Genomic DNA, 11,600 nt, shown 5'->3' on the forward strand with positions numbered 1-11,600 from the left:
AATTAATTCCTCATATAGTCCAGATACAATAACTCGATTTCGTTTGCTGATAAACTTGAATGGTCTAAAACATCTATCAATTTACCCGATTTCATAATTCCAATACGGTTACTAATTTCTGTAGCACGAAAAATATCATGTGTTGCCATAAAAATCGTTGTGCCATTCTCGCTCTGTTTTTTAAGCAATTCAGAAAATTCATTACTTGCTTTTGGGTCTAAACCTGATGTAGGTTCATCTAATAAAAGTACCCTAGCTTCTCTGGCAACGGCCGCAGCGATACCTACTTTTTGGCGCATGCCCTTTGAATAGCTTCCAACCGGGCGACTCATTGCATCAGCTTGCAAGCCTGCTTCTATCAATAGTTTTTCCAGGGTTTCACTATTGTAATTAAATCCTGCCAAACTACTTAGCAACGAAAGGTTTTCCTTCCCTGTTAAGTTTTGATAAAGCGTTACATTTTCTGGAATGTAAGCAAGGTATTTCTTAGAAAGCACAGCATCTTGCTCAACATTGATGTCATAAATGTAAGCCTGACCAGCGGTTGGCTTAATAAAGCCTAAAAACAAATTAATCGTTGTCGATTTCCCTGCGCCATTTGGACCTAGAAGACTAAAAATCTCCCCTTTTTTGAGTTGCAGGTCTAAAGATTTCAAGCCATTATTTTGACCATAATCCTTAGATAGCCCTACAGCTTCTAACACGAATTGCATATTGAAAAAATAAAAAATAAGAAATATCAATCTGGTCATCAGACTGAATGAATTACAGGCTTATTGCACAAATGCGCAAAACCTTTCAAAGAAATTTAAGCTTGACTGGGTGGCCCTTTGTTTACGAAAGAATAGCAATTATTGCTAATCACTTTTTCATTATAAGTCCAATACTGAACAGAACGAGGTTCAGTATAATTCAGCTTTACAGGAACTTCAACTATATCAAACTGTTGGTATTGATGATTGGAAATACCGGTACAGATTTCGCAGTTTTTTTGATATTTATGAAGTGAAACTGAATTACTATCCTTTTGAACAGAAATAGTTGTTTCATCAGAAACATGGTGATGCAACGATTCGATTAACCCAATACCAAAAAACAACACAAGAAGTGCAAAAGATATTGGTAAAGAAAGTTTTCGTCGGATGAACTGCATTTCTATTTCGCAACAAAGTTGCAGTAATTTTTTCTAATATGAAAATTAGATTTTAATTAGCTTGGGCATTGGCAATATATTACAAACAAAGTCCTTGTTCTTATATAAAAATTTAAGTCGCCCTGCGGAAGACTTAAACTAGAGGGCATAATAAGGAGAAACGGCAGTCGCTTTTAGGCTAAAACATTATTGAAGCCTAAAATTTGTTTAAACTAAACAATTTAAGTATTAACTTGTAGGTATATTATGGAAAACAATATTTTATCTGCTACTATAATTACGGATGCTGAAATTGCCGGTTTGATTTTAATTTCATTTGGATGCTTAACGATTGCTTTGGCCATCCATCGTAAAAGAATAAGAGCACGTATGAATGGTTTGAAAAAATTTGTGGCAACCGATCGGGCTGCTTTTGGTAAAAAAACTGAATCTATAATACAGCAGATAGGGCTTATCCTATTTATTGGCGGTTTGCTTACCTTTACACTTTCTGCCCTTTATAACCATCAACCCGAAGCAAATAATACGCTTTTAAAATTATCCAGCGAAAATAAAGTCTATGTTGAGAAGGTTTAGTTTTTTGTTCTTTTTAATCTGTATCTCGCTAAAACTTGCTGCGCAAACCTTGGCGACTGATAGCGTAAGTAAAGAAAACCTCACCATTAACGAAGTAACCCTAATCAAAGATCAGCAGCAAAAACAAATTGATTCTTTGGTTAGCATACAGTTGAAAAAGCAATTATCCGCTGCTCAGGGTGATCAGGCAAAAACCCGCGAACTGGAAGCAAAACTTAAAGAGATTAGCCGAAATGATTCCCTGCGGACAATACAGCAAACTGCTGAGATTAAAAAGTTAAAGCAACATGCTGTAGGGTATCCGGTTGTGCTTAATCAGGATACACTGTTCACCATATTTACCCGAACAGGTTCATTCAGTGCCAAAGAACGTGCAGCTGGCATTTCCAAAAAAATTCAGACCCTTTATGAAGATGCATTTTATGCGCCTGATTCTTTGCAAATCAGGTCTACTGCCGATAATTTTGATTTGGTTTATAAAAATGAAGAAATCATTCTTAGTGTATCTAACTTAGATGGACTGTGGTTTGGAAAAAATAATGCACAGCTCAGCAGTGATTATCTGGCAAAAATCCGCAATGCGATAAAGGCAGAAAGAGCGGCACACAGTTTAACCAACTGGTTAAAACGTATTGGTTTTTGCGTACTGATATTAATTGCATTGTACCTTCTGGTAAGCGCCATTTCCTGGTTATTTTCTAAGAGCAGAACCTATATACAGATGCGCTCCCGCAGAATTATTAATGGGCTTAAACTTGGAAAACTCAAAATAATTGCCGCAAAAGACCTCGAAATGGTTTTCGTGAAGCTTAACAACTTCCTGCAAATTGTAACCACTTTACTTATTATTTACCTATCGCTGCCTTTACTATTCAGTGTTTTTCCTGAAACGGAAAGCTGGACAAATACTTTATTAAATTGGATACTTGCGCCATTAAGGGCCGCATTTTCAGGCATTCTTGCCTATCTGCCTAATTTATTTACGATAGGCGTAATCTACCTTATTTTTAAATTTGCCTTAAAGGCTGTCAGGTATTTTTTTATCGAAATTGGAAAAGGCAATATACAGTTAAATGGCTTTCATGCCGATTGGGCCATCCCGACCTTTAACATATTAAGGTTCATACTCTATGCTTTTATGCTGGTGATAATTTTTCCCTACCTTCCGGGTTCGGGCTCTGCAGCCTTCCAAGGCGTTTCTGTATTTTTAGGTATATTAATCTCGCTAGGTTCTTCAAGTGCAATTACAAATATTGTTGCCGGACTCGTGATTACCTATATGCGTCCATTTAAGAGAGGAGACAGGGTAAAAATCGGCGAAGTAACTGGAGATATTATTGAAAAAACAATGCTGGTTACGCGCATCAGGACCATAAAAAACGAAGATGTTACTGTACCTAATTCTATGGTACTCTCCTCAAGCACGGTAAATTATTCTGCACAAGCTGGGCCATTGGGTTTGATTTTACATTACGAAGTAACGCTTGGATACGATGTAGATTGGAAAAAAGCATACGAACTGCTTATCAGCGCAGCATTAAAAACTGAGTACATATTAAACGACCCCGCACCTTTTGTATTACAAACGCGGCTTGACGATTATTATGTTTCTTATGAGATAAATGCCTATACCAGGGAAGCCGGGAAGCAGGCGCTGATTTACAGTAAGCTTCTGGAAAACATCCAGGATGAAATTGCTGCAGCCGGAATAGAACTACTGTCGCCAGCCTACAATGTTATCCGGAAAGAATAAAATGATTACTCTTCCATTTCGAGTACGGATAAAATATTGCCCGAAGGGTCTGTAAACCAGGCAATGCTTGGCCCACCGTTGCCACGGGAAATCCCTTTTTCGTCCGTTTTTAGATATTCCGAATCGTATTGCTCAAACTTTATCCCTTTTGCGGTTAATTCATCAACCGTTTTCTCAATATCCTGAACCGGAAAATTTAACACGGTAAAGGTTGCAGGCTCATGATCAGGCTTCGGGTAAACCATAACATTTGTTGTACCAGGTACTTCGATTTCTATAATACCCATTGGATTATCTTTAACGCTTAACCCTAAAATGTTGCGGTAAAAATCTGCTGCTTTGCCGATATCTTTTACCGCAAAAGAGCTAAAGGCTTGTGATTCTTTTAACATGATATTTGTATTTTAATGTTTATGATGATTTCCAGATGCCCAGCAAACGTCGGATAACGATAATTTCGGCGGTATGATAAGCATTATGATCTGCAATTTGTAAGGCCTCACGAAGTATACTTTGACCGCTACCATGTGGGATGCGTTCAAATAAATCTTTGGAGTCAAGCAAATCAATAAATGCTTTCAAATCATTTTCTATTTGATTTATACAGTTCTCCCAATCCATTTCGCTTTTGGGTTCAGCATCTTTTGCCCAATATTCATCTGGCCATTTTGGTGAAACATGGTTGGTATCCTTACTAAATTCAAGCATATCCCATTGGGCTATCCTGATGTGGTCGGTAAGTTGCCAAATGCTATAAGGTAAACCATGCGGTTTTTGTCCGAGCAATTCAAAAGGTATATCTGCCACCGCATCTTTCAATCCGGTATGTGCAGTGCCACCATTCAGCAAATTCTTAAGTTCGGTAATCAGCAGGCCTTTACTTTCCATATAATATCTGATAAACAAGCATATAACAAACCATATCGGTTTAGGTTTGTAAAAATGACATGAAACGTTGGGTGTTGGCTTTGCTTGTATCTGGATTTCATTATTTTTGAGGATGACCTACACGGAACTATTCCCAATCCTGAAAAACTACACTTATCTAAATACGGCAAACTCTGGCTTGCTTTCTACTGAAATCGCAGCATGGCGTCGCAAACATGATGAGGAATTTATACAGGAGGGCAGTAACTTCAGGGCAAACAGCCTGGCAATAATGGAAACGCTACGGACAAATCTGTCGGAAACTTTCCATGTCAAAAGGGAGCATACATTTTTAAGTCCGAATTTCTCTAGCGGGTTTAATTCAATATTGAATGGTTTAGACAAAAAACATCGAATTTTGCTCTTGAAAGAAGATTATCCATCGTTAACTTATCCGATTATGAGTTATGGATTTGAATCATGTGAAGTACAAATTAATGCGAAACTAGAAGAAAATATCCTGCAATCTATAGAGCAGTTTAAGCCTACAATTTTTGCGTTCAGTATGGTGCAATACATCAGCGGACTTAGAATGCAGAGCGACTTTATCCGCTTGTTAAAAACCAATTACCCCAATTTGATTTTGATTGGTGATGCCACCCAATTTCTGGGAACTTCCACCTTTAATTTTGAACAATCGGGGCTGGATGTTTTAATTGGCAGTGGCTATAAATGGCTTTTAGGCGGATATGGAAACGGTTATATTTTTCTATCTACTGCCGCTAAAGAAAGCATTTATCGAAACAGAAAGGATTCAAACGCCCCAATTTCGCCTTTATTAACTGGCCGTGATTATTTATCCCTTACCTTAGAACCTGGTCATTTAGATAGCCTCAACTTTGGAACATTGAACCAAGGCATCAAATATTTAAATACTGTTGGCTTTGATAATATTGAAAACAACATCGGGGAATTGACGAAGAAAGCAAGAACCAAATTGCATAAGAAAGGCTTGCTTTTGGATTGGATGTTGGAGCGGAAGGAACAATCTTCTATCATCAGTTTACCACTCCAAGAAGAACAGATTAATCGGTTAAAGGACGCTAATATTCTGGTTTCGCCAAGAGGAACGGGTACCAGAATATCGTTCCATTTCTACAATACAGAAGAAGATTTAAACCGTTTGCTGGAAGTTTTGGATTAGCTTACTTTCCATACCGCATCTACAAAATATTGATTTGTATCGGTAAAATATCGTGCTACTTTAAAGCCAGAACTTGCTGCAAGTTCTTCAATTTCTGGTTTTGCATACTTCTGTGAAATTTCCATCAAAATGTATTCATCCTTATCAAAATGAAATGTAGCATTCCCAATGGATACCTGTTGATTTAGCAAGCTGATGATGTAACTCTTGCATTCTCCCGTTTCGGGGTTGTAACTTGCATAATGTTCGAAGGCATCTAAATCAAAGTTGCCATCAAGTTCCCGATTTATTCTTTTCAATAAATTTAAATTGAAAGCTTTGGTTATACCAGCTTCATCGTTATAGGCACTTAGTATTTTCCTGGGGTTTTTCTTTAAATCGAAACCAATAATCAGGATATCTTGCGGAGCTAAGAATTGTTTTAAATGAATACAGAAAGCCTGGGCTTCATCAACAGTCATATTCCCAATATTAGCCCCCATAAACAGCACTACCTTTCGCCTGTTAGAAATTTCTGCTGCTCTTTTCAGCATTTCGAAATAATCGCCATTTAAACCTTCGAAATTAAGGTTTGGTAAACTTACAGGTAAGTTTAACTCTAATTCTGAGATAACATGAGCGGAAATATCAATCGGGAAATATTTAAAACTGCACTGTTTTTGCATTAAGGCATTTAATAAATGGATTGATTTTGTCGCATCGCCCGCACCAAGCTCAATCAAATCGAATCCGCTTCCATCACCTTCAATATTGTCTGCAATCTCGTCGGCCTGAAACTTCATAATTTCCATTTCCGCATTGGTCAGGTAATATTCTTCCATCTCCATAATCTGCTGAAAAATCTGATCTCCAGCTTCATCATAGAAATATTTAGAATGCATACGCTTGGGCATTTCTGCTAAACCTTGAAGGGTTTCTTCAAGAAACTGCTCATTCTTTACGCTCACTTTTTCGGTCAATATCATCATAAAATTCTACTTAGCCAGGCGGATACCTGTATACTGCCATCTTAAATGGGAATGAAAAAAATTTCGGTAACTCAAGCGACTGTGCCCAATTGGAGTGGCAACCGATGCCCCACGCAGCACCTTTTGATTAACCATAAACTTACCATTATATTCGCCAATGGCACCGGGGACTTTATTAAATCCAGGATATGGAAGGTAGGCACTTTCCGTCCACTCCCATCGCTCACCCCAGTTAAAATTTTGTGCGGCAACCTCCCACTCAAATTCGGTTGGCAACCGCAAACCTTTCCAGTTCGCAAAGGCGTAAGCTTCATAATAACTTACATGCGTAACAGGCTGTTGCGGAGCTATCTCTTTTAATCCCTGTAAGGTATAATTAAACCAGGTTCCATCAACTAGGTGCCAATACATGGGTGCATTAATTTGATTTGTTTTTACCCAATCCCAACCCTCTGCATGCCAGAAGTTAAAATTCTGATAACCTCCGTCCGTGATAAATTCCAGATATTCCTGATTAGTTACCAGTGTACTGCTGATTGAAAATTCGTTCAGGTAAACTTTGTGTCGGCCCAACTCGTTATCAAAACTAAAATCCGCTCCGTTAAAGCCAATATCGTAAATCCCTGCCGGGATGTTTATCCTTTCAGAACCAGTTACTGCCGCACTTGAAACCTCCGTTTTGCTTTCATGATAGGCCGGAAATAATGGATTATTGCCCAAAATATATTTAATATCAGTTTGCAAAAGTTCTTGGTGCTGCTGCTCATGGTTAAAACCAAGCATTAATAAATCATAAACTTCTGCATTTACTTCCGTTGATAAGAAATTCACCATTGCCTCATCAACATAAGCCCTATATTGGTAAACCTCATTAACGCTTGGCCTGCTTAAATTTCCTCTGTCCGTTCGAATAACCCGGTTACCAATTGTTTCGTAATAACTGTTAAAAACAAAGTTGTAATCTTCGTGGTATAACTGATAATCAAAGGAAAAAGGCTTTAAAATAAAGGTTTCAAAAAACCAGGTTGTATGGCCTAGATGCCATTTCGGAGGACTTACATCTGCAACCGGCTGAACAACATAATCTTCGGTTTGTAAAGGCTCGCAAAGTTGCTCAGAGTACTTTCGAATGCTCAGGTATTTTTCAGCAAGATTCATTAATGTTTATCGAGATGGTGCTTAAGGTCTGTTATGCTATTAACATTTAGTTCGGCCGATTGTTTTTGCCGCATCATTAAAGCATAAGAATTATTAAAGCCAATTGGCTTTAACCACTTGATTTTATATTTCCGAATAAATTCATCACTAACATATTTATAAGTCTGCTCTTTATCGGTTGAAATTCTGGAAACTAATTTTGCATCAGGTTTTAAAATGGCCAGTAATCCTGTTCCGGTGTACTCAGGATAAAAGTCAATTTGTTTATTCGCCAAGGCATCAAAGCAGATTTTTGTACCGCCCAACCCAGTTTTGGTTTGTACTTCATAATCTGTATTTCCGCTGATAAGCATGGCATAAATTTCGGCAAGGATATATTGTTCTCCAAAAATCTTTGACCCGATTTTGACGGTTCCGGCATGACCATTTTTTGCACTTTTATACAAACCATTTTTGATCAGAAAATCTTTCGCAACCCGTGCTGGTGTTTGGTGGAGGTAGTCTGTCCGGTAATTCAAATCTGTCATGATGGAATCTGTAATTTTTCCGGCAAGGAGATTTAAGGTTTTTTCCAGTTCAGGAAATTTTTCCAATGCAGTAAGTGATACTATCGGTGCTGCATAATATGGAGGAAATATGCCTTTATCGTCTTTTAATATTTTTAAACCAAATGCTTTTAGTCTTCCATCTGTAGAATAGCCGCTGATAACATCCAGTTCTTTTGAAAATGCAGCTTTGTACATAACGGCATCACTAATTACAACCGTTTTTATTTTTAAGCCATAGGCTGATTTAAGACCTAAATCTCCATCTTGCCTCCCCATAAACTCGGGCGTAAACCCAGCTTTGAGGCTGACACCTTGTGCAGATGGCAGGATATAAAAAACTGTCATGATAACAATCACTATCGGAAACGCCACTAAAACCTTTCTGAGTTTTTTAAAGTTCAATTTTTGAGTGACGGACAGTAAGGCATCTAATATAACGGCCAATAAAGCGGCAGGAATAGCGCCTGCCAAAATCATATTGGTATTGTTCAAAGAAATTCCGCCGAAAATAAATTCGCCCAAACCACCTGCAGCAATATAAGAAGCCAGCGTTGCCACACCTACATTTATTACGGTGGCGGTACGGATGCCAGCCAGTATTATTGGCATGGCCAGTGGAATTTCAATCTTAAAGAGTATTTGACTATTATTCATCCCCAAAGCCTTTGCGGCTTCTCTAACGTGCTTATCGATACCGATAATACCAGTATAAGTGTTACGGATGATGGGCAGCAAAGCATAAATAAGCAGCGCAACAATCGCTGGTTTTGCGCCAATACCCAGAACAGGAATCATGAACCCCAACAGCGCAATACTTGGTACAGTTTGTAAAACGCCCGCAATACCCAATACTGTTCCCGATAACTTACGTTTTCTGGCGATTAAAATGCCCAATGGGAGACCAATCGCAATGGCCAAAAGTAGAGAGATAAAGGTAAGCCCGATGTGCTGTAGCGTCTGATTAAGTAGTTTATCAGATTCCATCGACATGAACTGCCACAAAGTTTGTTGTTCATTCATAGTCGTTGGATATTTTATACTGATTGAAAGCTTTGGTCAGGTCTTCAAAGCTGGCTATTTTCTTTTCGCCTGCATCATTGTGAAAACTTAGGCTACTGCCATCTATCGAGCGAAGTTTTTCCATCGCCTCCCAAATGCTCCATTCAGCAGTTACACTTTTACTATCGCTTTCCTGACCATCAGGTAAGCCAGACCAGACATCCTTAATTTGAATAACCTGAAAAGCTAATGCCAACCGCTGACCATCTAAAAACTTCCTGGAGAAATCGTTCTCGGGTTTAAAAAGCAACTCTTTTGCAGTGCCTATCTGCATAATTTCGCCCTTATCCATTAGGCAAATCCTGTCTGCAAGTGTAAAAGCCTCCAATACATCATGCGTTACCATCACAATTGTTTTTTTCTTTAGCGCTTCCAGGTTTTTAAATTCTTGTTGAATGCTGGTTCTTGTTACGTTATCGAGTGCCCCAAAAGGTTCATCCATTAATAAAATTGATGGGTCTGCAACTAAAGCTCTGGCAAGACCTACCCTTTGCTGTTGCCCACCACTAAGCTCATCCGGAAAGCTTTTTAAAATACTAGCAGGCAAATGTAGTTTCTCAATTATTTCGTGAATCCGTTCGCTGATTTTTTGTTTATCCCAGTTCAGCAATTTAGGCACAACAGCCATATTTTCTTCGATGGAGTAATGTGGAAACAGTCCGATATTTTGCATAACATAGCCGATGCCTCTCCTCAGATTTTCGGGTTTTTGCTGCTTTACTTCATCTCCGTTAATTATAATCTGACCTTCATCAGGCGCTATCAAACGGTTAATCATTTTAAGCGTTGTTGTTTTACCGCAGCCACTTGTACCCAGTATCACCAGAGTTTCACCTGCCTCTACCTTAAAAGAAACCTGATTTACGGCAACTTTGTCGCCATAACTTTTACTAACGTTTTTTAGCTCAATCATTAATCTTCAATCTTCATAAAAAGATTATTTAACGACTCGGAATAAGTTGGATGTGCAAAAACACAATAACGGATTCGGTCGTAAGTTATTCCACCTTCCATTGCCATCTGCAATACAGACATGACCTCTCCACCCTCCGATGCCAAAATTGCCGCCCCGAGTATTTTCTTACTTTTTACATCAACAATTGCTTTCATCAGTCCAAGGGTTTCGCCAGTTTCTATCCCCCTTGCAACGGAAGACATTGGCAATACTGCCACTTTATAATTCAGATTTTCTGCCCTGGCTTCTTTTTCCGACATACCTATTCTGCCAAGTTGAGGGTCGGTGAACATACAATAAGGAAGCGGCCTGTCTTTAATATTATAGTTTTCGCCTTCCATTAAATTTCGATAAACAATCGTGTAATCGTTGTATGCAATATGCGTAAAGGCAGGCCCGGCTTTAACATCGCCAAGCGCATAGATTCCTTTTACATTTGTTTCCAGTTTGTCATTCACCACAATATACCCTTTTTCATCCGTTTTGATGCCACCGAGCGCCAGATTCAGTCTTTCAGTTTGAGGCGTTCTTCCGGCAGCAACCAAAATATGACTTGCCTTTAAATGTTTTATATTTTTACCCGATTTAACCTGAACTTCAAGTTCCTGCTTATTCTTTGAAGAAACACTTTGTATCTGGGCTTTTGTAATGATTTCAATTTTTTCTGCCTCGAGTATTTCTGTCATTGTTTTTGAGACATCTTCATCTTCCTTAGCTAATATTGTTGCAGATTTTTCGAGAACGGTTACCCTGCTCCCAAAACGACTGAACATCTGGCCAAACTCTAAACCAATGTAATTACCGCCAATAACAACAAGATGTTCGGGTACTTTTTCCAATTCGAGGATAGAGGTTGAGGTTAGGAAGTCTGTTTCGGATAACCCTTCAATATCGGGAATGGCTGTTTTTGCACCTGTGTTGATAAAAATCCAATCGGCTGTTATCACCTTTTCACCACCTTCATTTAATAAAATGGTGATTTCTTTTTCAGCGCTAAAGCTGGCCTCGCCCATAAAACACTTTAAACCCGCAGTTTCTAGAATACCCTTTTCTGCTGAACTTCTGAATTGCTCAACGATTTTATCTTTTCTTTTTTTAATTTTCTTAAAATCAATTTTGATGCTACCGATTTCGATACCAAGCGCCGCAGCTTGGCTGGCCTGAAAGGCTTGTTTCGCAGAAGCAATTATCGCTTTCGTTGGCGTACAGCCATCATTAATACAAGTTCCACCTATTAAGCGCTTTTCGATAATTGCAGTTTTTTTACCAGCCAAAGCGAGTTTTTTAGCAAGTGGAACGCCGGCCTGTCCTGCGCCAATAATTATTGCATCAAAATGTGTCATGGTATTTTAGTGATTT

Annotated in this window: 12 protein-coding genes; 3 read left to right on the top strand and 9 right to left on the bottom strand. The window is 38.6% G+C overall.

Annotated features, from left to right (window positions below; all coding sequences use genetic code 11):
* Positions 1–2 precede the first annotated feature (2 nt).
* Both R2Q16_RS01215 and R2Q16_RS01220 read right to left on the bottom strand, forming a co-directional pair.
* Entirely contained in the window at positions 3–713 is a 711-nt protein-coding gene (locus tag R2Q16_RS01215) for an ATP-binding cassette domain-containing protein (RefSeq protein WP_316734676.1), read from the bottom strand.
* A 95-nt stretch (positions 714–808) separates the two neighbouring features.
* On the bottom strand, positions 809–1,153 hold the full coding sequence (locus R2Q16_RS01220; protein WP_316734677.1) for a hypothetical protein: 345 nt from the start codon (positions 1,151–1,153) through the stop codon (positions 809–811).
* A 246-nt stretch (positions 1,154–1,399) separates the two neighbouring features.
* Between R2Q16_RS01220 and R2Q16_RS01225 the strand changes: the two genes are divergently transcribed.
* Entirely contained in the window at positions 1,400–1,729 is a 330-nt protein-coding gene (locus tag R2Q16_RS01225) for a hypothetical protein (RefSeq protein WP_316734679.1), read from the top strand.
* Complete coding sequence (locus R2Q16_RS01230) at positions 1,713–3,482, top strand: mechanosensitive ion channel family protein (protein WP_316734681.1); 1,770 nt, start codon at positions 1,713–1,715, stop codon at positions 3,480–3,482. Before R2Q16_RS01225 ends, R2Q16_RS01230 begins: the two co-directional genes overlap by 17 nt.
* Positions 3,483–3,487: 5 nt before the next feature.
* On the opposite strand, the gene R2Q16_RS01235 is transcribed toward R2Q16_RS01230, so the two are convergent.
* A complete protein-coding gene (locus R2Q16_RS01235) occupies positions 3,488–3,874 on the bottom strand; it encodes a VOC family protein (RefSeq protein ID WP_316734682.1) in 387 nt (128 codons plus the stop codon).
* Between the two features lie 19 nt (positions 3,875–3,893).
* The gene (locus tag R2Q16_RS01240) at positions 3,894–4,370 is read right to left on the bottom strand and encodes a DinB family protein (RefSeq protein WP_316734683.1); all 477 of its coding nucleotides are present in this window, start codon (positions 4,368–4,370) and stop codon (positions 3,894–3,896) included.
* A gap of 112 nt (positions 4,371–4,482) precedes the next feature.
* Between R2Q16_RS01240 and R2Q16_RS01245 the strand changes: the two genes are divergently transcribed.
* Positions 4,483–5,553 (top strand): aminotransferase class V-fold PLP-dependent enzyme, encoded by a 1,071-nt coding sequence (locus tag R2Q16_RS01245; RefSeq protein ID WP_316734684.1) that lies wholly within the window; start codon positions 4,483–4,485, stop codon positions 5,551–5,553.
* On the opposite strand, the gene egtD is transcribed toward R2Q16_RS01245, so the two are convergent.
* From egtD to R2Q16_RS01270, 5 genes are read right to left on the bottom strand one after another with little or no spacing between them, the layout of a single operon-like run.
* Positions 5,550–6,521 (bottom strand): L-histidine N(alpha)-methyltransferase, encoded by a 972-nt coding sequence (gene egtD, locus R2Q16_RS01250; RefSeq protein WP_316734685.1) that lies wholly within the window; start codon positions 6,519–6,521, stop codon positions 5,550–5,552. The two genes, R2Q16_RS01245 and egtD, sit on opposite strands and share 4 nt — an antisense overlap.
* A 6-nt stretch (positions 6,522–6,527) precedes the next feature.
* A complete protein-coding gene (egtB, locus tag R2Q16_RS01255) occupies positions 6,528–7,679 on the bottom strand; it encodes an ergothioneine biosynthesis protein EgtB (RefSeq protein WP_316734686.1) in 1,152 nt (383 codons plus the stop codon).
* Positions 7,679–9,247: an ABC transporter permease/substrate-binding protein gene (locus R2Q16_RS01260; protein WP_316734688.1), complete on the bottom strand. Its 1,569-nt coding sequence runs from the start codon at positions 9,245–9,247 to the stop codon at positions 7,679–7,681. Before R2Q16_RS01260 ends, egtB begins: the two co-directional genes overlap by 1 nt.
* On the bottom strand, positions 9,240–10,199 hold the full coding sequence (locus R2Q16_RS01265; RefSeq protein WP_316734689.1) for an ABC transporter ATP-binding protein: 960 nt from the start codon (positions 10,197–10,199) through the stop codon (positions 9,240–9,242). The genes R2Q16_RS01260 and R2Q16_RS01265 overlap by 8 nt, the downstream gene beginning before the upstream one ends.
* On the bottom strand, positions 10,199–11,584 hold the full coding sequence (locus R2Q16_RS01270) for a mercuric reductase (protein WP_316734690.1): 1,386 nt from the start codon (positions 11,582–11,584) through the stop codon (positions 10,199–10,201). Before R2Q16_RS01270 ends, R2Q16_RS01265 begins: the two co-directional genes overlap by 1 nt.
* Between the last annotated feature and the right edge of the window lie 16 nt (positions 11,585–11,600).

The organism is Pedobacter aquatilis, from assembly GCF_032678425.1.
Taxonomy (GTDB): domain Bacteria; phylum Bacteroidota; class Bacteroidia; order Sphingobacteriales; family Sphingobacteriaceae; genus Pedobacter; species Pedobacter aquatilis_B.

What these genes read in the sequence shown, in the direction of transcription:
- R2Q16_RS01215 (WP_316734676.1), bottom strand. Translation starts at nt 713, where the DNA reads ATGCAATTCGTGTTAGAAGCTGTAGGGCTATCTAAGGATTATGGTCAA.
- R2Q16_RS01220 (WP_316734677.1), bottom strand. Translation starts at nt 1,153, where the DNA reads ATGCAGTTCATCCGACGAAAACTTTCTTTACCAATATCTTTTGCACTT.
- R2Q16_RS01225 (WP_316734679.1), top strand. Translation starts at nt 1,400, where the DNA reads ATGGAAAACAATATTTTATCTGCTACTATAATTACGGATGCTGAAATT.
- R2Q16_RS01230 (WP_316734681.1), top strand. Translation starts at nt 1,713, where the DNA reads ATGTTGAGAAGGTTTAGTTTTTTGTTCTTTTTAATCTGTATCTCGCTA.
- R2Q16_RS01235 (WP_316734682.1), bottom strand. Translation starts at nt 3,874, where the DNA reads ATGTTAAAAGAATCACAAGCCTTTAGCTCTTTTGCGGTAAAAGATATC.
- R2Q16_RS01240 (WP_316734683.1), bottom strand. Translation starts at nt 4,370, where the DNA reads ATGGAAAGTAAAGGCCTGCTGATTACCGAACTTAAGAATTTGCTGAAT.
- R2Q16_RS01245 (WP_316734684.1), top strand. Translation starts at nt 4,483, where the DNA reads ATGACCTACACGGAACTATTCCCAATCCTGAAAAACTACACTTATCTA.
- egtD (WP_316734685.1), bottom strand. Translation starts at nt 6,521, where the DNA reads ATGATGATATTGACCGAAAAAGTGAGCGTAAAGAATGAGCAGTTTCTT.
- egtB (WP_316734686.1), bottom strand. Translation starts at nt 7,679, where the DNA reads ATGAATCTTGCTGAAAAATACCTGAGCATTCGAAAGTACTCTGAGCAA.
- R2Q16_RS01260 (WP_316734688.1), bottom strand. Translation starts at nt 9,247, where the DNA reads ATGAATGAACAACAAACTTTGTGGCAGTTCATGTCGATGGAATCTGAT.
- R2Q16_RS01265 (WP_316734689.1), bottom strand. Translation starts at nt 10,199, where the DNA reads ATGATTGAGCTAAAAAACGTTAGTAAAAGTTATGGCGACAAAGTTGCC.
- R2Q16_RS01270 (WP_316734690.1), bottom strand. Translation starts at nt 11,584, where the DNA reads ATGACACATTTTGATGCAATAATTATTGGCGCAGGACAGGCCGGCGTT.